Annotated in this window: 21 protein-coding genes and 1 tRNA gene; 12 read left to right on the top strand and 10 right to left on the bottom strand. The window is 65.2% G+C overall.

Annotation, left to right across the window (positions count from 1 at the left end; translation table 11 throughout):
- Positions 1-383: 383 nt before the first annotated feature.
- From OGL92_RS10510 to OGL92_RS10500, 3 genes are all read left to right on the top strand, one after another.
- Positions 384-1,550 (top strand): PLP-dependent aminotransferase family protein, encoded by a 1,167-nt coding sequence (locus OGL92_RS10510; RefSeq protein ID WP_263143516.1) that lies wholly within the window; start codon positions 384-386, stop codon positions 1,548-1,550.
- 10 nt (positions 1,551-1,560) lie between these two features.
- A complete protein-coding gene (locus OGL92_RS10505; protein WP_263143515.1) occupies positions 1,561-2,163 on the top strand; it encodes a glutathione S-transferase family protein in 603 nt (200 codons plus the stop codon).
- Between the two features lie 323 nt (positions 2,164-2,486).
- The gene (locus OGL92_RS10500; protein ID WP_346659494.1) at positions 2,487-4,025 is read left to right on the top strand and encodes a methyl-accepting chemotaxis protein; all 1,539 of its coding nucleotides are present in this window, start codon (positions 2,487-2,489) and stop codon (positions 4,023-4,025) included.
- 131 nt (positions 4,026-4,156) lie between these two features.
- On the opposite strand, the gene OGL92_RS10495 is transcribed toward OGL92_RS10500, so the two are convergent.
- From OGL92_RS10495 to OGL92_RS10485, 3 genes are all read right to left on the bottom strand, one after another.
- The gene (locus OGL92_RS10495) at positions 4,157-4,714 is read right to left on the bottom strand and encodes a Smr/MutS family protein (protein ID WP_263143513.1); all 558 of its coding nucleotides are present in this window, start codon (positions 4,712-4,714) and stop codon (positions 4,157-4,159) included.
- A 65-nt stretch (positions 4,715-4,779) separates the two neighbouring features.
- Positions 4,780-5,097 (bottom strand): hypothetical protein, encoded by a 318-nt coding sequence (locus OGL92_RS10490; RefSeq protein ID WP_263143511.1) that lies wholly within the window; start codon positions 5,095-5,097, stop codon positions 4,780-4,782.
- A gap of 131 nt (positions 5,098-5,228) precedes the next feature.
- Positions 5,229-5,825 (bottom strand): cysteine hydrolase family protein, encoded by a 597-nt coding sequence (locus OGL92_RS10485; protein WP_263143510.1) that lies wholly within the window; start codon positions 5,823-5,825, stop codon positions 5,229-5,231.
- Positions 5,826-6,049: 224 nt separating this feature from the next.
- On the opposite strand from OGL92_RS10485, the gene prmB reads away from it, so the two are divergent.
- Positions 6,050-6,964 carry a 50S ribosomal protein L3 N(5)-glutamine methyltransferase gene (gene prmB, locus OGL92_RS10480; RefSeq protein WP_263143509.1) on the top strand — a complete coding sequence of 305 codons (915 nt, stop codon included), beginning with the start codon at positions 6,050-6,052 and terminating at the stop codon, positions 6,962-6,964.
- Between the two features lie 142 nt (positions 6,965-7,106).
- Here prmB and OGL92_RS10475 read toward each other — a convergent pair whose 3' ends face one another.
- Positions 7,107-8,231 (bottom strand): mechanosensitive ion channel family protein, encoded by a 1,125-nt coding sequence (locus OGL92_RS10475; protein WP_263143507.1) that lies wholly within the window; start codon positions 8,229-8,231, stop codon positions 7,107-7,109.
- A 118-nt stretch (positions 8,232-8,349) separates the two neighbouring features.
- Positions 8,350-9,144, bottom strand: coding sequence for a cytochrome c (locus tag OGL92_RS10470; protein WP_263143505.1), 795 nt, complete (start codon positions 9,142-9,144; stop codon positions 8,350-8,352).
- A gap of 758 nt (positions 9,145-9,902) precedes the next feature.
- Here OGL92_RS10470 and OGL92_RS10465 point away from each other — a divergent pair.
- The 3 genes from OGL92_RS10465 to OGL92_RS10455 all read left to right on the top strand — a co-directional run bounded on the left by OGL92_RS10465 (position 9,903) and on the right by OGL92_RS10455 (position 14,354).
- Positions 9,903-11,108, top strand: coding sequence for an acetyl-CoA C-acetyltransferase (locus OGL92_RS10465; RefSeq protein ID WP_263143503.1), 1,206 nt, complete (start codon positions 9,903-9,905; stop codon positions 11,106-11,108).
- A 78-nt stretch (positions 11,109-11,186) separates the two neighbouring features.
- Complete coding sequence (locus OGL92_RS10460; RefSeq protein WP_263143501.1) at positions 11,187-13,331, top strand: 3-hydroxyacyl-CoA dehydrogenase NAD-binding domain-containing protein; 2,145 nt, start codon at positions 11,187-11,189, stop codon at positions 13,329-13,331.
- A 291-nt stretch (positions 13,332-13,622) separates the two neighbouring features.
- Positions 13,623-14,354: an amidotransferase gene (locus OGL92_RS10455; protein WP_263143499.1), complete on the top strand. Its 732-nt coding sequence runs from the start codon at positions 13,623-13,625 to the stop codon at positions 14,352-14,354.
- A gap of 33 nt (positions 14,355-14,387) precedes the next feature.
- On the opposite strand, the gene OGL92_RS10450 is transcribed toward OGL92_RS10455, so the two are convergent.
- The 4 genes from OGL92_RS10450 to OGL92_RS10435 form a co-directional block, all read right to left on the bottom strand.
- Positions 14,388-15,359 carry a magnesium and cobalt transport protein CorA gene (locus OGL92_RS10450; protein WP_263143497.1) on the bottom strand — a complete coding sequence of 324 codons (972 nt, stop codon included), beginning with the start codon at positions 15,357-15,359 and terminating at the stop codon, positions 14,388-14,390.
- A 112-nt stretch (positions 15,360-15,471) separates the two neighbouring features.
- Positions 15,472-16,200, bottom strand: coding sequence for a 1-acylglycerol-3-phosphate O-acyltransferase (locus OGL92_RS10445; protein ID WP_263143496.1), 729 nt, complete (start codon positions 16,198-16,200; stop codon positions 15,472-15,474).
- A 141-nt stretch (positions 16,201-16,341) separates the two neighbouring features.
- Entirely contained in the window at positions 16,342-18,225 is a 1,884-nt protein-coding gene (locus OGL92_RS10440) for a methyl-accepting chemotaxis protein (RefSeq protein ID WP_263143494.1), read from the bottom strand.
- Positions 18,226-18,457: 232 nt separating this feature from the next.
- Positions 18,458-19,147: a crotonase/enoyl-CoA hydratase family protein gene (locus OGL92_RS10435; protein WP_263143493.1), complete on the bottom strand. Its 690-nt coding sequence runs from the start codon at positions 19,145-19,147 to the stop codon at positions 18,458-18,460.
- A gap of 194 nt (positions 19,148-19,341) precedes the next feature.
- Here OGL92_RS10435 and OGL92_RS10430 point away from each other — a divergent pair, with 194 nt between their 5' ends.
- The 4 genes from OGL92_RS10430 (at position 19,342) to efp (ending at position 21,695) form a co-directional block, all read left to right on the top strand.
- Positions 19,342-19,551 (top strand): hypothetical protein, encoded by a 210-nt coding sequence (locus tag OGL92_RS10430; RefSeq protein ID WP_263143491.1) that lies wholly within the window; start codon positions 19,342-19,344, stop codon positions 19,549-19,551.
- Positions 19,552-19,635: 84 nt separating this feature from the next.
- Positions 19,636-19,725, top strand: a tRNA-Ser gene (locus OGL92_RS10425).
- A 120-nt stretch (positions 19,726-19,845) separates the two neighbouring features.
- Complete coding sequence (gene earP / locus OGL92_RS10420; RefSeq protein ID WP_263143489.1) at positions 19,846-20,997, top strand: elongation factor P maturation arginine rhamnosyltransferase EarP; 1,152 nt, start codon at positions 19,846-19,848, stop codon at positions 20,995-20,997.
- Positions 20,998-21,128: 131 nt separating this feature from the next.
- Positions 21,129-21,695: an elongation factor P gene (efp, locus tag OGL92_RS10415; RefSeq protein ID WP_263143488.1), complete on the top strand. Its 567-nt coding sequence runs from the start codon at positions 21,129-21,131 to the stop codon at positions 21,693-21,695.
- 66 nt (positions 21,696-21,761) lie between these two features.
- Here the strand turns inward: efp and OGL92_RS10410 are convergent, their stop codons facing one another.
- Entirely contained in the window at positions 21,762-22,718 is a 957-nt protein-coding gene (locus OGL92_RS10410) for a LysR family transcriptional regulator (protein WP_263143487.1), read from the bottom strand.
- Positions 22,719-22,821: 103 nt separating this feature from the next.
- On the opposite strand from OGL92_RS10410, the gene OGL92_RS10405 reads away from it, so the two are divergent.
- Positions 22,822-23,571: a sulfite exporter TauE/SafE family protein gene (locus OGL92_RS10405; RefSeq protein WP_263143486.1), complete on the top strand. Its 750-nt coding sequence runs from the start codon at positions 22,822-22,824 to the stop codon at positions 23,569-23,571.
- Positions 23,572-23,641: the final 70 nt, after the last annotated feature.

The raw sequence follows: 23,641 nt of genomic DNA, 5'->3' as shown, positions 1-23,641 counted from the left end.
AATGCGTTCCACCGAGGCGGGACTGTCCGGATGGGGCGTGCCTCGGATAGCCACCCCTGCGTCACCATGGACCGGTCGCATCGTCGTCCGACCCGTTTGGCGGCCCGTCGAACACCCATCCGTCGAAGGCCTGGGCGGCCTTGGCGGCGCGATGCCGAGGCGATGAGGGCGCGGGGCATGACGAGGGAAATCCGAGGCGTCAGCGCTCGGGACAGGGCTTAAATTTTGATGGTGAATGCCGAGGGGTGTAACGGAAAGCTTCCATGGCGAGTCGCCGAGCCTGCGCGTTTTCAGGGCGTTTCAGGTTGACGGTTCCGAGCGGGGCGTCGTAGTTTCGGTCGGTACTCGAGTCCATTCCCCGCTTGTCATTGGTGACCCCCCGCATGGCTTTCTCCGAACGCGTTACCCGCCTGAAAAGTTCTCTGATCCGCGAAATCCTGGCCGCCGCCCAGCGCCCGGAAGTGATGTCGTTCGCCGGGGGGCTGCCGGCGGAGTCCATGTTGCCGACGCTGGAGTGGGCGGAGATGCCGGCCTCCCTGGGCCAGTACGGCATGAGCGAGGGAGAGCCCGCGCTGCGCGAGGTGATCGCCGCCGAAGCCCGTTCGCTGGGCGTGGCCTGCGAGGCCAGCCAGGTGCTGATCGTCAGCGGTTCGCAGCAAACCCTGGACCTGGTCTCGAAGCTGTTCATCGATCCGGGTACCGAGGTGCTGGTGGAGGCACCCACTTACCTGGCGGCCTTGCAGTCGTTCCAATTGTTCGGCGCGGACTGCATCGCGGTGCCCCAGGAAGCGGACGGTCCGGAAATCGCTGCATTGCGCGAGCGCCTGGAGCAGCACAAGCCGGCGTTCGCCTATCTCATTCCGACGTTCCAGAATCCGTCCGCCGTACGCTACAGCGAAGCGAAGCGCGATGCGGTGGCCGCGTTGCTTGACGAGTACGAGGTGACGCTGATCGAGGACGAACCCTATCGCGAGTTGGTCTTCGACGAGGGCAGCGCCAGCCCCATCGTCGGCCGCCTGAAAAAGGCCCGCTGGATTTACACCGGCACGGTCTCGAAGACTCTGCTGCCGGGGCTGCGCGTAGGCTATCTGATCGCCAGCCCGGAGCTTTTCCCGTACCTGTTGCGTCTCAAGCAGTCCGCCGACCTGCACACCAATCGCATCGGTCAGTGGCAGGCGTTGCAGTGGCTGGGCAGCGATCGTTATCGCCAGCACCTGGCCGATCTGCGGGATTTCTATCGGCAACGTCGCGATGCCATGCAGATCGCCTTGGAGGCGCATTTCGGCGACCTCGCCACCTGGGAAATCCCCCAGGGCGGCCTGTTCTTCTGGTTGACCCTTAAATGCCCCTTGGATACCCGTACCTTGCTGGCGCCTGCCCTGGAGCGGCACGTCGCGTTCATGCCCGGCGAGCCCTTTTTCATCGAGCCGGATCGTCACCCGGGTCACCTGCGGCTGAACTTTAGCCATGTGGCCCCGGAGCGCCTGAGCGAGGGGCTCGCCCGCCTGGCCACTGTCATACGGTCCGCCGTGGCGGACGAAGCAGCCTGAGGAGAAGTGGATGTACAAGGTTTATGGCGATTACCGCTCCGGCAACTGTTACAAGATCAAGCTCACCCTGCACCTGCTCGACGAAGCCTACGAATGGATTCCCGTGGATATCGTCAAGGGCGAGACGAAAAGCCCGGCATTCCTGCAGAAGAACCCCAACGGCAAGATTCCCGTGCTGGAGCTGGAGGACGGCTCGACCCTGTGGGAATCCAACGCCATTCTCAATTTCCTCGCCGATGGCAGCGACCTGCTGCCGAGCGAGCCGCGCCTCCGCACCCAGGTGCTGCAATGGCAGTTTTTCGAGCAGTACAGCCATGAGCCGAATATCGCCGTGGCGCGCTTCATCCAGCTCTACCAGGGCTTGCCGGAAGCGCGGCGCGCCGAATACGAAGCGACCCATGTCGAAGGCTACAAGGCCCTGCGGGTCATGGAGCAGCAGCTCGAACGCACGCCCTATCTGGTCGGCGATCGCTATTCCATCGCCGACATCGCGCTCTACGCCTACACCCATGTCGCCCACGAAGGCGGTTTCGATCTGAGCGGTTTCCCGGCCATTCGCCGGTGGATCGACCGGGTCGCCAGCCATCCCCGCCACGTCGGCATGTTGGATTAACCCGCGCCCCGCTCGACGAAGGCCGCGAGGGCGCCCGGCATCGCGGTTCCTCGGCAGTTTGCATCCGGACGACCCGAGTGGCTGCCATCGCTTGCCGGTAGCGTTCGCCGGCAAAAGACAAAGCAGCCGCTATGCTTGCGCAGGACTCGTCCGCGGGGTCGGTGTGCGACCACCGCGACGGGACCGCGGCGTCTCGAAGCTGGTCCTTCGGCCGTATCCCGGCCCAGGCCTGTAATGACCATGAAGCTCCCACGTACCAAGCCGCTCGCATGGCGCATAGGCCCGATCGCCTGTGCGCGAAGTGCGGCGAAGAGGGTTGAAGGATGTTCAAGAATATGAGGATCGGCCTGCGGCTGGGCTTGGCTTTTTTGATGTCGACGATCCTCCTGCTGGTCAACGGTATCGTTGGCATGCAGGCATTGCATAAAACCAACGAAGGCTTGGAAACCGTCTACCAGGATCGCGTGGTGCCGTTACGGGGCCTGAAGGTGATCGCCGACGCCTATGCGGTGAACGTCATCGACGCGGTCAACAAGGCCAACGCCGGCCTGCTGAGCGCCGAGCTGGCCTACGCCGGTATCCAGCAGGCCGAGCAGCGCATCAAGGAGGAGTGGAGGACCTATACCGCGACCCGCCTCACGGCCGAGGAATCCCGCCTGGTGGCGGAAACCGAGCGCCTGTTCGAGGCCGCCGACGTCGATATCCAGCGTGTCTCAGCGGCGTTGCGGGATCGCCACGGCAACCAGGAGGGCCAGTTGAACGACTACGACGGCGCGCTCTACAAGAGCGTCGACCCCATCAGTGGAAAGCTCGCCGAACTGATCGAATTGCAACTGCGCGTGGCGAAGGAGCAACGCGACAAGGCGACCGAGGTATTCGGCCAGACCCAGCGCCTGATCATGGGGCTCAGTTTCGCCGCGATCCTGCTCTCGGCGCTCATCGGTCTGTCGATCACCCGTTCCATCACCCGGCCGATCGGTTTCGCCGTGTCGGTGGCCGAACGGCTGGCCGATGGCGACCTGACCCTGGCCATCCCGCCCGGCCGCGGCGACGAAACCGGGCGCCTGCTCGCCGCCATGGCGCGGATGGTGGAGCGCCTGGGCCACACCCTCGGCGAGGTGCGCAATGCCGCTGCCGCCCTGGGCGGGGCGTCGGCGCAGATCAGCGCCACCACCCAGTCGCTCAGCCAGGCGGCGAGCGAACAGGCCGCCAGCCTCGAGCAGACCCACGCCGCGCTGGCCCAGGCCGCGGCATCCATCAACCAGAACAGCGAGAACGCCCGGATAACCGACGGCCTCGCCACCCGCGCGGCCGAGGAGGCCCGCCAGGGCGGTGCGGCGGTAGTGGAAACGGTGCTGGCCATGAGGCGCATCACCGAGCGCGTGGGAATCATCGACGACATCGCCTACCAGACCAACCTTCTCGCGCTGAACGCGGCCATCGAGGCGGCCAGGGCAGGGGAGCATGGCAAGGGGTTCTCCGTGGTGGCTGCGGAGGTGCGCAAGCTGGCCGAGCGCAGTCAGGTCGCCGCCCTGGAGGTGGGCCAGCTGGCCAGCGGCAGCGTCGCCACCGCGGAGCGGGCCGGTGCATTGCTCAGCGGCATGCTGCCGAGCATCCAGCGCACGTCCGATCTGGTGCAGGAGATTTCCGCGGCGTCATCCGAACAGGCCACCGGCATGGGCCAGATAAACGGCGCGGTCGGCCAGCTCAACGAGGCCACTCAACAGAACGCGGCGGCGTCCGAGCAACTGGCCGCGACCGCCGAACAGATGAGCGCCCAGGCCGAGGACCTGCAACGCCTGATCGCCTTCTTCAGTTTGCAGGACGAGCGCCAGACGCCGCCGGGGAGGCAGTTGCCTTAAGGCTCCAAGGGGGGGCGGCGAGGTGAGGCGCGGATTCGGCATCGGGCCGAAGCCCGGCGAGTATGACTGGAGGCGCGGAGCTCAGGCAGGGCGCGGTCGGGAGACCGAGCGCTCGACCCGCGACCGGACCGTCACTCGTCCCGGCCTTCGAGCATGCTGCGCTTGAGCATGACGTAGGCGGCGCCGGCACCCCCGTGCCTGGGCAGACACGAGGTGAAGCCGAGGACCTGCGGGTGTTGGCGCAGCCAGGTATTGACGTGGCTCTTGATCAAGGGACGTCGACCGTCCAGGCGGATGCCCTTGCCATGGGTGACCCGCACGCAGCGCACTTCGAAGCGAGTGGCTTCGGCGAGGAACTCCCACAGGGTCTCCCGGGCCTTCTCGACGCTCATGCCGTGCAGGTCGAGACTGCCTTCGAAGGCGATCTGCCCGGCTTTCAACTTGCGCATCTGGCTGTCCTGGACGCCATCGCGCGCCCAGTAGAGTTCGTCGTCGCCCCCGACGTCGATCACGAACTGATCGGACAATCCATCGACCTTGAGTTCGCCGGTGCTCACCGTGGCGTTCAGCCGGCGGCTGACCAGTTGGTGACGGTCGCTCTTGGGCTTACCGGTTTCCGCGCGATCGTGGTGGAGGGGCTTGACCCCCTTCACGGCGCTGCTGAACAAGGAAAAATCGTCGTCTTGCATGGGGCCTCCGAAGGGCGCGCAGTTTACCCAAGGGCACGGCAGGCCGACAGTCTCTCGGGCCTCGTTCAATCCTTCTTCATCAGGTGGGGCGCCAGGCACAGATCGTTGCGACGTCGGCTGCGGCGGCGGCAGAGGCGCCAGGCGAGCACGCCGAACCAGAGCGAAAACACCCCCAGGACCAACAGAACGGAAGCGTTGGCGGGGGTGGCCTCGAGTTGGCCCAGGGCCGGTGCGTGGCCGAGCAACATGGCGGCGCCCGCCATCGTGAGCAGTACGCCGAACCCGGCGAACAGTGCGGCCAGCGCCGCACCGAAACGCCAGCGCCAACTGCAAGAGCCTTTTGGGCGCAGGCGGCGGGCGTCGAAACCATCGGACAATTTCATCCGGACGTCCTCTTAATCAATCGGCGTATGACCGAGGCAGGGTAAGCGGGTTCCGGCAGGGTCCGGGATGAATGTCGTTTCGGCTGTCGTCGGTCGGATGGCGCCGGGCGACCGCTTCACGCCTGGAGGCTTCAGGACAACGCCCGTGCGTTGGGCACCACGCAGGCGAAGTTGTCCGCCAGGGCGATGACTTCGATGCGGTGCATGTCGGCGGCGCTGATCACGCCGCCATCGAGGGTGGGCAGGTCGCGGGTGGCGCAGGCGGCGTCGACCAGCGTGCACCGGTAGCCGTAATCCTTCGCGGCGCGGACGGTGGTGCTGACGCTGGAGTGGGTCATGAACCCACATACGATCAAATCGAGATTGCCGATGGCCTGCAGGCGGTCGTGCAGTTCGGTGCCGGCGAAGGCATTCGGCAGGCGCTTCTCCACGACGATTTCCCGCTCCAGGGGCGCCACTTCCGGCAGATGCTGGCCACGTTCGCCCTGGGGATCGAGCAGGCCGCCGGGAACGCCCAAATGCTTGACGTGTACCACGGCCGACCCGATCCCGCGGGCGGCGGCCAGCAGGCTGGCGATCTCCGCCACCGCCGCGTCCAGGCCGGGCAAGCTCAGCACGCCGCTGCGATATTCCTCCTGGACGTCGATGACCAGCAAGGTGGCATGGGCGAGGCTCGCCGGCGAGTAACCGCGGCCGGTCAGTTGCAGCATGGTCTTGGGGGCGGACATGGGCACGACTCCTTATACGGCTTTGGCGCCATTCTCCGCTGCCGGGAGCGTTCTGTGAACCATGCCGGGCTTTTCCGCCCCGCGCGCGGCGATTCCCCGCGTAAGGGTCCGCGGCTACGGCTGCGCCGGCAGATCGGCGTGAGCGTCGCTTCCGCCGGTGCAAGGCATCGAAGCCAGGTGGCGCGGCTGCTAGAATCCGCTTTCCGTCCATGGAGGTACTCGTCGTGTCCGAATCCCGTCTGCGCACCCTGCGCGATCACATCCGCTGGGCTGTCAGCCGTTTCCATCAGGAAAACCTGTTCTTCGGTCACGGTACCGATAACGCCTGGGACGAGGCGCGGCAACTGGTGCTCGGCGCGCTGTACCTGCCCTATGAGCTGGCCGATAGCTACCTCGATTGCGCGATGGAGGATGACGAGCGCGAGTACGTGAGCCTCCTGCTGCGTCGCCGTATCGAGGAGCGGGTGCCAAGTGCCTACCTGTTGGGAGAGGCCTGGTTCTGCGGCCTGTCATTCATCGTCGACCCGCGCGTACTGGTGCCGCGCTCGCCGATCGGCGAGCTGATCCAGCAGCGTTTCGCCCCCTGGCTACCCGCCGATCCGGCGAGGATTCTCGACCTGTGCACCGGTTCCGGTTGCATCGGGATCGCCTGTGCGCAGGTTTTCAGCGAGGCCGAAGTGGTGCTCGCCGACCTGTCGTTCGATGCGTTGGAAGTGGCCAACCTGAACATCGAGCGGCACGAGCTCGAGTCCCGCGTCTACACCGTGCAGGGCGATGGCTTCGATGGCCTGCCGGGACAGCGCTTCGACTTGATCCTCTCCAACCCGCCCTATGTGGACGCCGAAGACTTCGCCGACATGCCCGAGGAATATCACCACGAGCCCGCCCTGGGCCTGGCCTGCGGCGTCGATGGCCTGGATCTGGTGAGACGGATGCTGGCCGAGGCCGCCGATCACCTGACCGATGCCGGACTCTTGTTCGTCGAGGTGGGCAACAGCCAGGTTCACCTCGAGGCCCTGTACCCGGAAGTGGACTTCGCCTGGATGGAGTTCGAGAACGGCGGCCACGGGGTGTTCATGCTCAGTGCCGAGCAGTGTCGCCAGCATCAAGCGTTGTTCCGCGAGCGACTCGGCGCCTAGCCCGCAGGGCGGCGGGCGAGAGGATGCGCCAGCGCGAGAGTCGTGGGTTTCGCGCGGCCCGCTGGGCTCGTCGCCCGGCGGCCCATTCGCCTAGGATCACCTGCCTGAGGGGTTATCCAGCCGCTGTTCGGACTGGCGTTCCTCAGTCGCGCCTGCCGCCCTGGTGCAGGGTCGGCGAGCTGCGCAGGGCGTTTTCCTGCCGCCGCGGCGGCGCCTCGTCCTTGCTGGCCAGGGGCTCGCTGAGCACTAGGTTCTGCGTCGGGAAGGCGAACTGGATGCCGCGCTCGACCATCGCCTGCATGATTTCCAGATTGATGTGCTGCTGGATGTCCATGTAACGGTTGTAGTCGGCGCTGAGCACGATATACACCACCTCGAAACGCAGGGCGGTCTGCTCGAAGGCGAGGAAGTGCGCGCGGTCGAAGCGGGTGTCCGGCGTCGCCCTGATGATTCGCTCGATCACCGCGGGCATTTCCCGGACCTTTTCCACCGGCGTCTTGTAGGAAAGGCCGAGGCCGAAGACGATCCGCCGTTCGGCCATGCGCTTGTAGTTGTGCAGGATCTGCTTGAGCAGCTCGGCGTTGGAGCAGACGATCTGCTCGCCGCTCAGGCTGCGGATCCGCGTGGTTTTCATGCCGATGTGTTCGATGCTGCCGGCGACATCGCCGAAGACCACGAAGTCGCCCCGCTCGAAGGGCTTATCGATGCCGATGGACAGGGACGCGAAGAGGTCGCTGAGGATCGTCTGCACCGCCAGCGCCACCGCGATGCCGCCAACCCCCAGGCTGGCGACGAAGGCGGTGATGTTCACGCCCAGGTTGGAGAGGATCGCGAGCAGCACGACCGACCAGATGGTGCCGCGCACCATGTAGGTGACGAGGACGCTGGTCACCGGGTTGCGTTGCGCGCCGTTGATGTAGCTCACCGTCCACAGGCGTACGGCGGCGTCCAGCCAGAGGGCGATCTGCAGCGCCAGGGCGAGGAACCAGCCATGGGCGAAGGCGCTTTCCCAGCGGGGCGACAGTTCCACCAGCTTGAGGCCGATCTGCACCGAGAAGACCATCAGTAGGAAGCGGCTGGTGTTGCCGATGATTTCGCTGACGAAGCCGTACCAGGGGTTCTGGTGATGGCTGGCGAATTTGGCGAGGCGTCGGCTCAGCAGGCCGAACGCGGCACGCAGCAGCAGGTAGCTGACCACCGCCACGGCGACCACCAGGCAGGTGTCGAGCAGTGTCGTCTGATTGAAACCCAGGACCCCGTTCTCCATGAGACCGTCCTCCACGGCTGTCTTTTCGGAAGACCGAGCCTCCGGCCGGCCACGCATAGGAGTTCGTTTGCCGGCGGCGCCGATAGTTCCCCGGCAGGGGTGGATGCGTTCGCTCGGCTCAGCGCTTGCGCGAGGCCATGTGGCGCAGGTAGGCGATCAGTTGGGACAGCTCGGGTTCGGAAAGAATGCCCTCGCCGAACGCCGGCATTTTCGCCTGCGGCCAGCGCCGCAGGCTTTGCGGGTCGCGGATGTAGCGGCGCAGGAAGTCGCCGGCGAAATACTCGGTGGGATTGAAGGGCTGGTTGAGGTCCGGCCCGAATTCGGCATCGCCGGCACCGTTCAGGCGGTGGCAGGCCAGGCAGTTCTTACGGAACTGGGCGAACCCCTCGCGTACCTCCGCGTCCGCGTCAGCGGCGGGCAGCAGGGCGGGGAAGCGCTGCGCCAGGGGCGCCAGGTAGCGCAGCCGGGATAACTGGAACGGCCATTGTTCCGGAACGATGCGCGACGCCTTGGGATCGGTCCAGACCAGATAGAAGGGCCCCGCGCTGGGTTTGCCCTGGCCCAGGGGCGGCCAGGGCTGGGCGGGGTCCTCGATGGCCAGCCAGGCCCGCGATCCCCGCTCGTTCAGCAAGGGCGCGGCGTCCAGCTCCGCGGCGAAACCGTCCAGGGCGACCGCCTGCAACTGGTCCCCGGGCTTGAGGCCCTCCAGCAATACGGCGAGGGGAATGGCGCGATAACGCATCGGGCGTTTGTAGGAGACGTCGTCGGCGACCTCGAGGGTTACCGTGCGAGGATCGGCCAGCAGTTCGGCGCTGTGCAGGGTCCGCGTGGCCTGGGGCCGCTCGATGACCAAGTCGGCGGCGCTGGCGGGTAGCAGGCCGAGTGACAACAAGGCGATCAGCAGTCCACGCATTTCGATCTCCAGGCGCTCCATGGAGGGGATAGGACGCTCGCCGTGCCCATCCGTTCCCTGCCATCTCCCCACGGCGCTCGGGGCGCGGCCTTCGGGGGGCGGCGGCGGGGCGAGCGGACGGGACCCGCTCCGTTCGACTGGGTGGCACCGAGGCGCTGCGGGCGGTATCGGCCGCGCGGGACGACACGTCAGGAGCAGGGAGAATGGCCGGGGTTTCTCGCTCAGGTGAACCAGCGGGTGAGGTTGGGCAGGATCAGGACGACGGTGGTGGCGAACAGGATGAGGCTCGCTTGCCTCAGCTTGGGGTGCTTGAACATGGCCTCACCTTTTCTTCTTGTTAGGAGTCGTCGGTGTCCGCTCTGACGGCTTGGCGGAAAGACGGACGGCCCATGTATGGATGGGATGCCCCGGCATTCCCGGCGGCATATCGAGTACGAGTCAGTAAGGTTTAGATAATTCCGCAGCCCCCGTCATCCCTGGGCCCGCGGATAATCCGGCGAGTGCCGCGGAATGGCTGGCACGGGCGCCGCGGAAACGCCCGCCGGAGGCGGCGAAGGCCTGTGCCAGACGCCTCGCCGAGGGCGATTGAAGTGCCTGGCGTGATCATGACCGTTCGTCTGAGCGCCGTGGTCAACGCCGTCGAGCGCTTCCGTCATTGAGTCGGGAGTCCGCCGCGCTATGGTGTACGACCAGCGGCATCCGGGCTCGACGCTTTCCAGCGCCGACGGCGCTGCCCAGAACCTGTGCTAGAGGATTCCATGACCGAAGCCTATATCTACGACACGGTGCGCACGCCCCGTGGCAGGGGCAAGAAGGACGGCGCCCTATACAGCGTCAAGCCCGTCAACCTGATCGCCGGCCTGCTCAGGGCCCTGCAGGCGCGCAATCGCCTGGATACCCGCGAAGTGGACGATATCGTGCTGGGCTGCGTGACGCCGGTGGGCGACCAAGGCGCCGATATCGCCAAAAGCGCGGCGATGGTCGCCGACTGGGACCAGCGCGTCGCCGGCGTGCAGCTCAATCGCTTCTGCGCCTCGGGCCTGGAAGCGGTGAACCTGGCGGCGATGAAGGTCCGCTCGGGGTTCGAGGACCTGGTGGTGGCGGGCGGGGTGGAGTCCATGTCGCGGGTGCCCATGGGCAGCGACGGCGGCGCCTGGGCCCTGGATCCTGAAACCAACCTGCATGCGCGCTTCGTTCCCCAGGGCATCGGCGCCGACCTGATCGCCACCCTGGAAGGATTTTCCCGGGCCGAGGTCGACGCCTTCGCCCTGCGCTCCCAGCAGAAGGCCGCCCGTGCCCGGTCCGGCGGCGCTTTCGCGCGCTCGCTGGTGCCGGTCACCGACCAGAACGGCATCCTGCTGCTGGACCACGACGAGTTCATCCGCCCCGATACCACCCTGGAAGGCCTCGGTCGGCTCAAGCCGAGCTTCGAGATGATGGGCCAGATGGGGTTCGACGCCACCGCCCTGCGCCAATACAGCCATCTCGAACGCATCGAGCATGTGCATACCCCGGGCAACAGCTCCGGCATCGTCGATGGCGCCGCCGCCATGCTCATCGGCTCCGCCGCCAAGGGCGAAGCCCTCGGCCTGACGCCGCGCGGGCGTATCCTCGCCACGGCAGTCACCGGCACCGAGCCGACGATCATGCTCACCGGCCCGGGGCCGGCTTCCCGCAAGGCTCTCGCCAAGGCCAGCCTGGATGTTTCCGACATCGACCTGTTCGAGGTGAACGAGGCGTTCGCCTCGGTGGTGATGAAGTTCATCAGGGACATGGGCATCGACGAGGACCGGGTCAACGTCAACGGCGGCGCCATCGCGCTGGGCCATCCGCTCGGGGCGACCGGTTGCGCGATCCTCGGCACCCTGCTCGACGAACTGGAAAAGCGCCGCTTGCGCTATGGCCTGGCCACCCTGTGCGTGGGCGGCGGCATGGGCATCGCGACCATCATCGAACGCATTTGAGGCGCGCTGCGGGCCGGTTTCCGCGCGGCCCGGTAGCCCGGCGCTTCGAACCGCCTCTCGAATCAAGGAATCCTCTGCATGACCGACGCTATCCGCTACGAAAAAGGCCCGGACGCCATCGTCATCCTGACCATCGATCTGCCCGGCCAGAGCGCCAACACCATGAACGCCCTGTACCGCGAGGCGATGGGCCAAGTCCTCGACCGGCTGGAGGCCGAGAAGGAGGCCATCGCCGGGGTGGTCTTGACCTCGGCGAAGAAGACTTTCTTCGCCGGCGGCGACCTCAATGAGCTGGTCAAGGTCGACAAGGCCGGCGCCGAGGACTTCTATCGCATGGTGCTGAAGATCAAGGCTGATCTGCGCCGCCTGGAAACCCTCGGCAAACCGGTGGTCGCGGCCATCAATGGCGCCGCCCTGGGCGGCGGCTGGGAAATCTGCCTCGCCTGTCATCGACGCATCGCCCTCGACGACGCGAGCGTGCAGATCGGCCTCCCGGAAGTCACCCTGGGCCTGTTGCCCGGGGGTGGCGGCGTGGTGCGCATGGTCCGCTTGCTGGGGCTGGAAAAGGCCCTGCCTTACCTGGTGGAGGGCAAGAAAGTCCGGCCGGCTGCCGCCTTGAAGGCGGGCCTGATCCATGAGCTGGCGGCCAGCCGCGAGGACATGTTGGCCAAGGCGCGTGCCTGGATTCTGTCCGCGCCGGATGCGCAGCAACCCTGGGACGCCAGCGGTTACCGGATGCCGGGCGGCACGCCGGCGAGTCCCGGCCTGGCGCAGACCCTTGCCATCGCGCCGTCGCTGCTGCTCGACAAGACCAAAGGCTGTTTCCCGGCTCCGGAAAAGATCCTCTGCGCCGCGGTCGAGGGTGCGCAGGTGGACTTCGACGCGGCGCAGCTCATCGAGACCCGCTACTTCACCGAGCTGGCGACCGGCCAGGTGGCGAAGAACATGATCGGTGCCTTCTGGTTCCAGCTCAACGCGATCAACGCCGGCGGTTCGCGGCCCCAGGGCCATGAGCGCCAGCGCGTGCGCAAGGTCGGCGTGATCGGCGCCGGCATGATGGGCGCGGGTATCGCCCAGGTGACGGCGGCGGCCGGCATAGAGGTGATGCTCAAGGACGTGAGCCGCGACGCGGCGGAGCAGGGCAAGGCCCGCGCGGCGGCGGCATGGGAAAAGAAGGTCGCGCGCGGGCATCTCACGCCGGCCCAGCGCGACGCCTATCTGGCACGCCTCCATGCCACCGACGACGATGCGGATTTCGCGGGTTGCGAGTTGATCATCGAGGCGGTGTTCGAGGATCGGGCTCTGAAAGGCAAGGTGATGGTCGCGGCGTCGGTGGCTGCCCGCCATGATGCGGTGCTGGCTTCGAACACGTCGACGCTGCCGATCACCGGTCTGGCGAGCGCGGTGGCCGAGCCCGAGCGGTTCGTTGGCCTGCATTTCTTCAGTCCGGTGGAGAAAATGCCGCTGGTGGAAATCATCCGTGGCGCACACACCCGCGACGAAACCCTGGCCCGCAGCTTCGATTTCGTCCAGCAGATCAAGAAGGTCCCGATCGTGGTGAACGATAGCCGGGGGTTCTTCACCTCCCGGGTCTTCGCCACTTTCATCCAGGAAGGCATCGCCATGCTTGGCGAGGGCGTTGGCGCGGCGCTGATCGAGAACGAGGCCCGCAAGGCCGGCATGCCGGTGGGGCCGCTCGCGGTTTCCGACGAGGTGTCCCTGAGCCTGATGACCCATATCCGCAGCCAGACCGCCAAGGACTTCGAGGCCGAAGGTAAGCGACCGCCGGAGCATCCGGCCTTCGCCGTCATCGACCGGATGGTGGAGCAGGGGCGGCTTGGAAAAGCCGCCGGCGCGGGCTTCTACGACTATCCGGCGAATGGCCGCAAACAGCTATGGCCTGGCCTGAAGGCTGGTTTCGAGCGCCCCGGCGTCGCCCTGGCGACAGCGGACGTACGGGATCGCCTGTTGTTCGTTCAGGCGCTGGAAACCGTGCGTTGCCTGGAGGAGGGCGTGCTCACTTCGGTTGCCGATGCCAATCTCGGCTCGATTCTCGGGATCGGCTTCGCCGCCTGGACCGGCGGCGCGTTGCAATTCATCAATCAATACGGCTTGGACGCGTTCGTCGCGCGGGCCCACGACCTGGCGGCGCGCTTCGGCGAGCGCTTCGCTCCGCCGGTGTCGCTGCTGGAAAGGGCTGTCCGTGGCGAGGCATTTGTCTGAGACGGCCCGGCTCGACGGGGCGGACTGCATGAGGCCGTTCCCCTGTCGGCGGGTCGCGTGGGCCGGGTCGCGTAGGCGAGCCAAGCGGACGCGATGCAAGGTGCCCGGCGACAGGAGGGGGCGGTCGCAGGCACGACGGCATGTCAATTTTTATTGACGGGCACCTTTATTTCGGCGGGAAGAGCGGGACGCTAACGCCTACGCAAGCCTTTGAAGTCGCTTCGCCTCTTTGCGAATACGCGCGCTTGTGTTAAATAAATCGCACATCTCGCGCCCGCTTCAGGAATACCCATGTCTTTGCGTATCTGCATTCTGGAAACCGACAACCTCCGGCCCGAACTGGTCGACCAATACCAGGGGTACGGCCGCATGTTCGAAGAGCTCTTCGCCGGCCAACCCATTCCTGCGCGGTTCTCCGTTTACAACGTGGTGCAGGGGCATTACCCGGCGGATGACGAACGTTTCGACGCCTACCTAGTCACCGGCAGCAAGGCGGATTCCTTCGGCGACGATCCCTGGATCCAAACCCTGAAAACCTATCTGCTCGAGCGCTACAAGCGCGGCGACAAGCTGCTCGGCATCTGCTTCGGCCACCAGTTACTGGCCTTGCTGCTGGGCGGCAAGAGCGAGCGGGCCAGCCAGGGGTGGGGCGTGGGCACCCATCGCTATCGACTCGATGAACGCAATCCCTGGATGACCCCCAGTCTCGACGAACTGATCCTGTTGATCAGCCATCAGGATCAAGTCACCGCCTTGCCGGCGAACGCCACGGTGATCGCATCCAGCGAGTTCTGCCCGTTCGCGGCCTACCGTATCGGGGATCAGGTGCTGTGCTTCCAGGGCCACCCGGAGTTCGTCCAGGATTATTCGCGGGCGCTGCTGGACCTGCGTCAGCAGCACTTGGGCGAGCACCTGTATCGCCAGGGTGTGGACAGCCTGCAGCACGACCACCATGGCAGGACGGTAGGTGAGTGGATGCTGCGTTTCGTGGCCAATCCCCGCAGCCTCACCGAGGACGCCTGATCTCTCGCCGGCCTGCCTGACAGCGCCGGCCGATCACAGCCAATTCAGGCGTTTGAAGTTCAGGTACAGGCCCAGGCAGCCGGCGCCCAGCAGGCCGAGCACGGTAAAGTACCCGTAGTGCCAGCCCAGTTCCGGCATGTTCTGGAAATTCATACCGTAGATGCCCGCCACCGCCGTCGGAAACGCCAGGATCGCCGCCCAGGCGGCGAACTTGCGCTGTACCACGCTCTGCCTCGACGACTCCAGCAGCAAGCCGATCTCGATGGCGTGGTCGGCCAGTTCGCGCAGGCCGGTGAGGTCTTCCAGCAGGCGGTTGACGTGGATCGCCAGGTCGCGGAAGTACGGCTTCACATGCTTGTCGATAAAGGGGAATTCGAGGTGCTGCAATTCCTGGCAGATTTCCACCAGAGGCGCGACATAGCGGCGTAGACGCAGCAGGTCGCGACGCAAGCCGTGGATCTGCTCGACATCGGACTGGGTCAGCGGACAGTTCAGCACCCGTTGCTCGATCTGCTCCAGTTCCGCGCGATATTGCTCCAACTGCGGGCGGTAATTCTCGATGACGAAATTGAGCAGCGCGTAGAGCACGAAGTCCTCGCCATGCTCCAGCAGCAACGGACGGGCCTCGCAGCGTTGGCGCACCACCGAATAGGACGAGGATTTGCCGTAGCGCGCGCTGATCACATAGCCCTTGCCGGCGAACAACTGGGTCTCGACGAAGGCCAGCTTGCCGTCGTCCATCACGGGCGAATACACCACCAGGAACAGGGCGTCGCCGAAGGTTTCCAGCTTGGGACGGGTGTGCTGGGCCAGGGCATCGTCCAGAGCCAGTTCATGGAGGTCGAACTGGTTCTGCAAATGCAGTAATTCGGCGGGTTCGGGGTCATGCAGGCCGATCCAGACGAAATGGCCCGGCTTGGCGGCCCATTCGCGGCCTTGGTCGAGCCCTATGTCGGTGACTTTTCGGCCCTTGGCATAAACAGCAGCAGCGATGACTCGACCCATGGATATCCTGTTCCTTATCGTCGGGAGGGTACCGGCTGAACGCTTGACGCCGACCCGGCCGGTTCCTGCTTGTTGTGAGGCGCGGCGGGTGGCGAAGTTCAGCTCGGCGAGCTTAGCCCGAATTCGCCTCCAGCCGACGATCGAGGCGCTGGATGCAGGCCTGCATCTGCGCGCGGCATTCCTCCATCAGCGCCGACAGGTCCTGGGAGCCCATGCCCTGTGTCGGGATCGCCGGCAGCGCCTGGATCGATACCCGCCCGCTGCGCCAACGGTCCAGTTGAAGCCGCCCGGCATAGCTGCTGACGCATACCGGCACTATGGGGACGCCGGCATTGATCGCCATCTGGAAGGCGCCTTTCTTGAAGGGCTGCAGACCTCGGCCGAGGCTGCGCGTGCCCTCGGGGAATATCCAGATCGAGGTGGTGCGTTGGCGAAGGGTCTGCTGGGTGATCTTCAGCGCCCGCTTCGCCGAGCGTGGATTCCCCCGGTCCACCAGGACATTCCCCGCTAGCCAATACGCCTGGCCGAAGAACGGAATCCACTTCAGGCTCTGCTTGCCGATGCTGACCGTCCGCTCCGGCACGATGCGGCCCAGGACGAACAGGTCGAAGTTGGACTGATGATTGGCGACGATCACGCAACTCTGTTCCGGCGTAGGCAGGCTATCGAGCCTGGCCTCGACCCGGATGCCCAGCAGGCAGAGCGCGGGCCAGGCATAGAGCCGGGCGCACAGGCGGCTGTTGTCGGGGTGGAACGGGCGGGCCAGCGTCAACAGAAGGCTCAGGACGCTAGCGAGCAGGCAGTGCACCGCGAGTAAGAGCATGCGGAAGAGATGGAGCATGGGGAACGCACCCGATGGAAAAGCGTTCCAGTGTATGGTCGTGCACTCGGATGAGCAAACGCCTGCGGGAGGAGAGGCAAAACTTCGAGAAGAAATCCGCCTTCATGCGGTCGAGGCAGGAAGGCGGAGGCTATGCGGCCGTCAGACCTTGAAGCGACCGAGCAGCCGATCCTGCTGGCTGACCTGCTCGACCATCACGGCGCATTGCTCGACCTGCTTGTCGGCACCGCCGGCGACGTCGTGGCTGATGTCGCGAATGTTGGTGGTGTTGCGGTTGATCTCTTCGGTGGTGGCGCTTTGTTCTTCGGCCGCCGTGGCGATCTGCAGGTTCATGTCGTTGATCCGGGTGATCGCATCGCGGATGCGGCCGAGCATTTCATTGGCCGCGCCGGCATCTTCGGCGGTGCGGCTGGCGGTATCCCGGCTCTGCTGCATCCGGGTCTCGGCCTGTTTCACCCCGGTTTGCAACTGGTCGATCATTTGCCGGATTTCCTGGGTCGATTGTTGCGTGCGCGAGGCCAGCGAGCGTACCTCGTCCGCCACCACGGCGAACCCGCGTCCCGATTCGCCGGCGCGCGCCGCTTCGATGGCGGCGTTGAGGGCGAGCAGGTTGGTCTGGTCGGCGATGCTGGTGATCACCGAGAGGATCGACTCGATGTTGTGGCTGAGCTTGGCCAGCTCGTTGATGGCGTGGCTGGTTTCGTCCATCTCGTTGGCCAGGCGCTTGATCGCCTGGGTCGACTGCGACACCACGGCCACGCCGTTCTCGGTTTCCTGGTTGGCGGCCTGCGCGGCTTGGGCCGCGGCCTGGGCATTGCGGGCGACCTCTTCGGCGGTGGAGGCCATTTCCTGCATGGCGGTCGCCAACTGGTCGAGCTCCTGCAACTGCTCCTGCAGGCGCCTCGCCGCCTGATGGGCTTCGTGTGAGGTCAGCGTGGTGCTCTCGCGAACCAGGCCCGAACTGCCCTTCACCTCGCTGATCAGCGTCTGCAGGTTTTGCAGGAAGCCGTTGAATTCGTGGGAAACCAGGGCGATTTCATCCTTGCCCTGGATCGGCAGGCGCCGGGTCAGGTCGCCGCCGCCGCGGTTCACTTCGTTCAGCGAGGTGTTCAGATGGTCCAGGGGCTTGAGCAGCCGGCCCATCAGCCAGCCCAGCACCACCAGGCTGATCACCACACCCAGGAGGGTCCCGATCACCGCGCGCCAGGTCAGCGCGTTCGCCTCGGCCATGACGACGTCCTTATCGAGCACCACGCCGATGTACCAGTCCATGCCCTTGAGGTTGGGCAAGGGGGTGAAGGACACCAGAAGCTCCTTATCGCTGCCGTCGACCTCCTTCAATTGCTTATCCAGCGCCGGACTCTTGCCGCCGAAGAGTTCGCTGTAGGACTTGCCGTTCAGCTTGGCGTCCGGGTGGGAAATGATGTTGCCGTTGCGGCTGAGCAGAAAGGCATAGCCCGCGCCGTTGAAGTCCAACGTATTGACCGCGTCGGCCACGCTCTTCAAGCGGATGTCGCCGCCAAAGACCCCCTGGAACGCGCCGGCGTTGGTCAACTTGGCCACCGCCGAGATCAGGATCTCGCCACTAGTGGAGTCCACGTAGGGTTCGGTCAGCACCGCCTGGCTCGAGTTCTTGCCGGTGGCGTACCAGGGGCGTACCCGGCCGTCCCAGTCCGGCTTGGGCTGCCAGGTGGTGGTGTTCTTGATCGGTTTGCCATCGCTTTCCAGGGCCCCGAAAACCAGCAGGAATTCGTCTTTGAGCATGGGCCGTTCGATTACCCGCTGGATGCCTTCCGCACTGAACTGGTTGTCGATGCTTTGTCCCATCAGGTCGATCAGGCGCAGCTTGGCGTTCAGCCAGTTCTCGATCTGGCGGGCCAAGGCGTTGCTGGACTCCGAGATGCTCGCTTCGGCCTGACTGCGCAAGGTATGGCGCACCTGGCTGATCTGCGCCAGGGACAGCAGGCCCGTGGTGAGGAACAGCACCGCGGCAGCGGCGATGCCGACTTTATGGACGATCTTCATGGGGAATGACTCCGAAACAGCGTTCACTGGAAGGACAGGACGTTCGGCCTTCGTCCGTGAGGCTTTCCTAAACAGTAATACAGGTTGCGCAGAACGCTCGTCGGACGAGCAGATTTTCTCGCCGGTAAGTGGGGAGCCGTCTAGAACGGGGGAGGGCAGGCGCGGTGAAGTGGCACGGTGACATGAGGGAGGGCCAGCGTGCCCGAGCGGCGACGCTGGCTCCGGAGGGTGTTCAGACCTGATGGCGCTTGTCGAGCTCGATGGCCTTGTCGAGGGTTTCCAGCAGGGTGTGGCGCACCTTCAGCTTGGTATTGCGATGCGCGGTCATGTTGATCTTCTTCAGTTGCTGGGCGGCGGCCAGGGCGGTTGCCTGGAGCTGGTCGGCGGCTACGACCTTGTCGAGGAAGCCCGCGCCGACCGCGCTCTGCGGATCGAACATCTCGGCGTTGATCACCGAGCGATGGAAGGCCGAGCGGCGCAGGCGGTCACGCGCCAATTCGATGCCCACGTGGTGCATGGTCATGCCGATCTGCACTTCGTTGAGGCCGATATGGAAGGGGCCTTCCACACCGATCCGGTAGTCGGCCGACAGCAGCAGGAAAGCGCCTTTCGCGACCGCGTGGCCCGGACAGGCGACGATGATCGGGAAGGGATGGGCGAGCATCCGCCGTGCCAGGGTCGATCCCGCGGCCACCAAGTCGATGGCGTTCTGCGGGCTGGAGGTCATGACCTTCAGATCGTAACCGCCGGATAGGATGCCCGGCTGTCCGGTGAGGATGACGATGGCCTTGTCCTGTTCGGCGCGATCGAGTGCCGCATTGAGGGCGACGATCACGTCGGGGGAAATGGCGTTCACCTTGCCGTTGTTCAGCGTCAGCGTGGCGATGCCGTCTTCTAGGCGATAACCGATCAGGTCGCTCATGATGGATTCCTTGTCTGCCCGTTGGCTGGAAAAGCGCTGACGTTACGCAGCCCGGCGCATGAGGTAAAGCGCTTTGGCTGACTGGCAGGTCAGGCCACGGCGCGGTTCTATCGCCGTCATTGGCAGAGCCAATTGGTAGGGCGCCCGGCGACGCGCGAGGATCGGGCTTCCCGTTTTCTCGAGGTGAGCCGGCCATGCGTAACCTTTCCTTGTCGCCCTGCGCGGCTCTCGTCGGCCTGATGCTGATCGCTTCGCTGGTTCTGGCTCAGGACCCGGCCAGTCACAACCCCTATGGGCTCGCGCTGTTGTCGCTGAGCGGCTCGTTCGCATCCCTTGGCCTGCTGTTATATGGGAGCCGCGGCACGCCCGACTCGCAGCCGCCGGTGCAGCGCTTAAATGCATGAATAGGCTGAAAAAAGATTTGCCTTTGGAAATATGTTCGACTACATTAGCGCGCCTCGACGGACCAGACTGGTTCGGCGAGATCCGGTGAAGTGTCCGAGCGGTTGAAGGAGCACGCCTGGAAAGTGTGTATACGAGAAATCGTATCGTGGGTTCGAATCCCACCTTCACCGCCAGATAGAAAGACGAAGAGCCCGGCCAAGTGCCGGGCTCTTTCGTTTCCGCTTTCCGCCAACGGTTTTCGCCCTTTCGCCTATGGCGTTTATCATCGGCGCCTACCCGCCACGAGGATGCCCATGTCGGTTTCCATCGCTTCCGCCCGCTGGGACATCTTTTGCCGGGTCATCGATAACTACGGCGACATCGGCGTGACCTGGCGCCTGGCACGGCAACTGGCGCGGGAACATGGATTCCATGTGCGCCTCTGGCTCGACGAGCCGGCGGCCTTCGTACGCCTGTGTCCGCAAGCCGATGGGGCGACGCCCGGGCAATGGATCGATGGTGTGGAAGTGCGCCAGTGGCCGACGGAGTGGCAGGCCGAAGAGCCGGCGGACGTGGTGATCGAGGCCTTTGCCTGCGAGCTGCCGCAGGCTTATCGACGGGCAATGGCCGAGCGCCGCCCGACACCGCGCTGGATCAACCTGGAATATCTCAGTGCCGAGTCCTGGGTGGCCGGCTGCCATGGCCTGCCTTCGCCACAGGAAAACGGCCTGCCGAAATTCTTTTTCTTTCCCGGCTTTTCCGCGGCCACTGGCGGATTGCTGCGCGAGGACGGATTGCTCGAACGGCGACGGGCGTTCCAGGCGGACCCCCTGGCGCGCGATGCCTTTCTGGGGGCGCTGGGCGTGGAGCCACGACCCGGCGAGCGACTGGTTTCGTTGTTCGCCTACGAGAATCCGGCGCTACCCGGCTGGCTCGAAGCCTTGAGTTCCGGGACCACGTCAACGCGGCTGCTGGTCCCGGAAGGGCGCATCCTCGCCGATGTCGCTCGCTGGCTGGGCGAGCGGCCGAAGCCCGGCGACGTCCACTCGAGAGGTGCCCTAAGCCTGCACGTGCTGCCGTTCCTGGCCCAGGACGACTACGACCGCCTGCTCTGGAGCTGCGATTTCAACGGGGTGCGCGGCGAGGATTCGTTCCTGCGGGCGCAGTGGGCCGGGCGACCGCTGCTCTGGCACATCTACCCCCAGGAGGACGGTGCTCATTGGGACAAGCTGGACGCCTTTCTCGAGCTCTATGGCGCGGAGCTGCCGCCAGCGGTCTTGTCGGCCTTCGAATCCTTCTGGCGCGGCTGGAATGCCGGAACGGACGTCACCGAAGCCTGGATCGGACTCGAACCCCATCTGGCCCTTTTGCGCCTGCATGCCGAGCGTTGGTGCCAGGCGCAAGGCGAGCGCGCCGATCTGGCCTCCGCGCTGGTGGCCTTTCTGGACACCTCCGCAGCGCCTTGAACGACGCCCGGTGCGCCGCCGCAAACCGCTCGGCGCGCGCTTTCCGGGGGCAGGGTTACACCCTCAAGCAAATTGGCTATGATGTGCGGCCTGTTTTTTCGTTACCCAATCAATCCAAATCGGATATTCGTATGAAAACCGCTCAAGAGTTTCGCGCTGGCCAGGTAGCCATGGTCAATGGTTCTCCCTGGGTCATCCAGAAAGCCGAGTTCAACAAATCCGGCCGTAACAGCGCCGTGGTCAAGATGAAGCTGAAGAACCTGCTCAACGGTTCCGCCACCGAGACCGTATACAAGGCCGATGACAAGCTGGAGCCGGTGATCCTCGAACGCAAGGAAGTGACCTACTCCTACTTCGCTGATCCGCTGTATGTCTTCATGGACAACGAGTTCAACCAGTACGAAATCGAAAAAGACGACCTCGAAGCCGTGTTGACCTTCATCGAAGACGGCATGACCGACGTCTGCGAAGCGATCTTCTTCGGCGACAAAGTCATTTCCGTCGAATTGCCCACCACCATCGTTCGCCAGATCGCCTACACCGAGCCTTCGGTGCGCGGCGATACGTCCGGCAAGGTGATGAAAACCGCACGCCTGAACAACGGCGCCGAACTGCAGGTTTCCGCGTTCTGCGAAATCGGCGATTCGATCGAGATCGATACCCGTACCGGCGAATACAAGTCCCGCATCAAGGCTTGATTCCCGCGAGACCCAGAGAAGCCCGGCCATGCCGGGCTTCTTCGTTCCTGGGAGGGGCGAACGGCTTCAGGCCTGCGACAGGGATAGCCGCAGGGCGAGATCCCAGGGCGGAACGGGACCGAAGCGGTCCTTGAGGAATTCCAGCAACAGGCGACTCCGGGTTCCCGTTTCGCCCTCCAGATGCAAGGCGTGGATGCCGCTCGGTTCGGCGGTCGGAAGGCCGGTTTCGCAGAACAGCGGGAGCAACTCGCCTCGCGCCAGGTATTCACCGCTCAGCCAAGTCGGCAAGTGGGCGATTCCCAGGCCGGACAGGGCGCCGAATACCAAGGTTTCCGCGTTGTTGGCGACCATGCGCATCCGGCGCGGGCGGATCAGCCGCGACTGCCCATCCACCTCGAAGCGCCAGGCGAACGGCGGCGCCAGCGCATCCCAATCCAGGCCATCGTGATCGCTCAACTCCAGCGGGCTTGCGGGGTGCCCACGGCGCCGCAGGTAGGCCGGGCTGGCGCAGGCGATGCGAATTATCGGCGCCAGGGGCGTAGCGATCAGGCGGCTATCGACTAGCGGGCCGACTCGCACCATCAGGTCCACTTTGCCCAGATGCTCGCCCTGCATATCGACGAAGCTGTCGATCAAGCGCAACTGGACGTCGAGACCCGGGTAGGCCGCCAGGAAATCGGCGAGGGCCGGGGCCAGGTGGCGGCGCCCGAACGGCGAGGGCGCATCGATGCGGATCAAACCCTCCGGCGCGTTGCTCAGGGACACGACTTCGGCCCGCGCCTGGCGCAGTTCGCCGAGGATGCGCTTGGCACGCTCGGCGAACGCCAAGCCCGCGGCGCTTGGACGTACCGCGTGGGTCGTCCGAATGAACAAGGCGCTTCCCAGCGCGCGCTCCAGGCTGTCGATGCGTCTGGCAACGGCGGAGGGCGTGAGAGGGCGCCGCCGCGCCACGGCGGAAAAGCTTCCGGACTCCACCACATCGAGAAACAGTGACAGGTGCTCGGTAAGCGCATCGGGATTCATACACGTTTCTTTTGCGAATAATGCATAGCCATTGTGCGTGGCTTTGCGTTTCCGGAAAAGCTGCGGACGTCTAGGCTAGGCGTTCTTTTCAGGAGACGACCGCATGCCGTGGGATATGTTGATCAACCTGGGCCTGGGCGTCGCCCTTGGCTTGCTGGGTGGGGTATTCGGGATCGGCGGAGGCCTGGTGGCCATCCCGGTATTGGGCGTGCTGTTCGGGCTGGACCAGCAGCTCGCCCAGGGTACCGCCTTGGTGATGGTGGTACCCAACGTGCTGATGGCGCTATGGCGCTACCACCAGCGCAACCGAATCGATCCGTGGCACGCCCTGGCCCTCGGAGTCGCCGGCTTCCTCTGTGCCTGGCTGGTCTCCCTATATGCGGTGCGTCTGGACGGCAGCTACGTGCGCCTTGGCTTCGTGGTCTTCCTGTCGCTGCTGGCGCTGTACAACTTCGCCCGCATGTTCATGGACAAAGGGACGCCCAGCCGCGAACTGCGTCATCCCTGGCCGTGGCTCGCGGTATTGGGTGGATTCGCTGGCGCACTCGGCGGCCTGTTCGGGGTCGGCGGTGCGGTGCTGGCCACGCCCGTTCTGACCAGTCTCTTCGGCACCAGCCAGGTGGTGGCCCAAGGCTTGTCCCTGGCGCTGGCCGCACCCAGCACCGGGATCACCCTGGGCATTTATGCCTGGCACGGCCAGGTGGACTGGATGAGGGGAGTGCCCCTGGCGATCGGTGGGTTGGCGAGTGTCAGTTGGGGCGTTCGTCTGGCCCACGGTTTGTCGGAAACCCTGTTGCGCAGCCTGTTCTGTGGTTTCCTTCTACTCTGCGCGATCGCCCTGGCCTTGCGTTGAGCCAGGCGCGTCCCACGCGCTCTACGCCCAACTTGGGACGAATGGCGCAGTCCAAGGGTTCTCCGGATCG

The organism is Pseudomonas sp. RIT-PI-AD (genome assembly GCF_025642785.1).
GTDB lineage: Bacteria > Pseudomonadota > Gammaproteobacteria > Pseudomonadales > Pseudomonadaceae > Pseudomonas_T.
Note: the sequence above shows the minus strand (reverse complement) of the source record. Positions and strands in the feature narration are given on the sequence as shown.

Coding starts and splice junctions, on each gene's coding strand:
- efp (WP_263143488.1), top strand. CDS start 21,129: ATGAAAACCGCTCAAGAGTTTCGCGCTGGCCAGGTAGCCATGGTCAAT.
- OGL92_RS10500 (WP_346659494.1), top strand. CDS start 2,487: ATGTTCAAGAATATGAGGATCGGCCTGCGGCTGGGCTTGGCTTTTTTG.
- OGL92_RS10465 (WP_263143503.1), top strand. CDS start 9,903: ATGACCGAAGCCTATATCTACGACACGGTGCGCACGCCCCGTGGCAGG.
- OGL92_RS10410 (WP_263143487.1), bottom strand. CDS start 22,718: ATGAATCCCGATGCGCTTACCGAGCACCTGTCACTGTTTCTCGATGTG.
- OGL92_RS10445 (WP_263143496.1), bottom strand. CDS start 16,200: ATGCTCCATCTCTTCCGCATGCTCTTACTCGCGGTGCACTGCCTGCTC.
- OGL92_RS10455 (WP_263143499.1), top strand. CDS start 13,623: ATGTCTTTGCGTATCTGCATTCTGGAAACCGACAACCTCCGGCCCGAA.
- OGL92_RS10475 (WP_263143507.1), bottom strand. CDS start 8,231: ATGGAGAACGGGGTCCTGGGTTTCAATCAGACGACACTGCTCGACACC.
- OGL92_RS10470 (WP_263143505.1), bottom strand. CDS start 9,144: ATGCGTGGACTGCTGATCGCCTTGTTGTCACTCGGCCTGCTACCCGCC.
- OGL92_RS10495 (WP_263143513.1), bottom strand. CDS start 4,714: ATGCAAGACGACGATTTTTCCTTGTTCAGCAGCGCCGTGAAGGGGGTC.
- OGL92_RS10490 (WP_263143511.1), bottom strand. CDS start 5,097: ATGAAATTGTCCGATGGTTTCGACGCCCGCCGCCTGCGCCCAAAAGGC.
- OGL92_RS10430 (WP_263143491.1), top strand. CDS start 19,342: ATGCGTAACCTTTCCTTGTCGCCCTGCGCGGCTCTCGTCGGCCTGATG.
- OGL92_RS10405 (WP_263143486.1), top strand. CDS start 22,822: ATGCCGTGGGATATGTTGATCAACCTGGGCCTGGGCGTCGCCCTTGGC.
- OGL92_RS10485 (WP_263143510.1), bottom strand. CDS start 5,825: ATGTCCGCCCCCAAGACCATGCTGCAACTGACCGGCCGCGGTTACTCG.
- OGL92_RS10435 (WP_263143493.1), bottom strand. CDS start 19,147: ATGAGCGACCTGATCGGTTATCGCCTAGAAGACGGCATCGCCACGCTG.
- OGL92_RS10460 (WP_263143501.1), top strand. CDS start 11,187: ATGACCGACGCTATCCGCTACGAAAAAGGCCCGGACGCCATCGTCATC.
- OGL92_RS10510 (WP_263143516.1), top strand. CDS start 384: ATGGCTTTCTCCGAACGCGTTACCCGCCTGAAAAGTTCTCTGATCCGC.
- OGL92_RS10440 (WP_263143494.1), bottom strand. CDS start 18,225: ATGAAGATCGTCCATAAAGTCGGCATCGCCGCTGCCGCGGTGCTGTTC.
- OGL92_RS10450 (WP_263143497.1), bottom strand. CDS start 15,359: ATGGGTCGAGTCATCGCTGCTGCTGTTTATGCCAAGGGCCGAAAAGTC.
- OGL92_RS10505 (WP_263143515.1), top strand. CDS start 1,561: ATGTACAAGGTTTATGGCGATTACCGCTCCGGCAACTGTTACAAGATC.
- earP (WP_263143489.1), top strand. CDS start 19,846: ATGTCGGTTTCCATCGCTTCCGCCCGCTGGGACATCTTTTGCCGGGTC.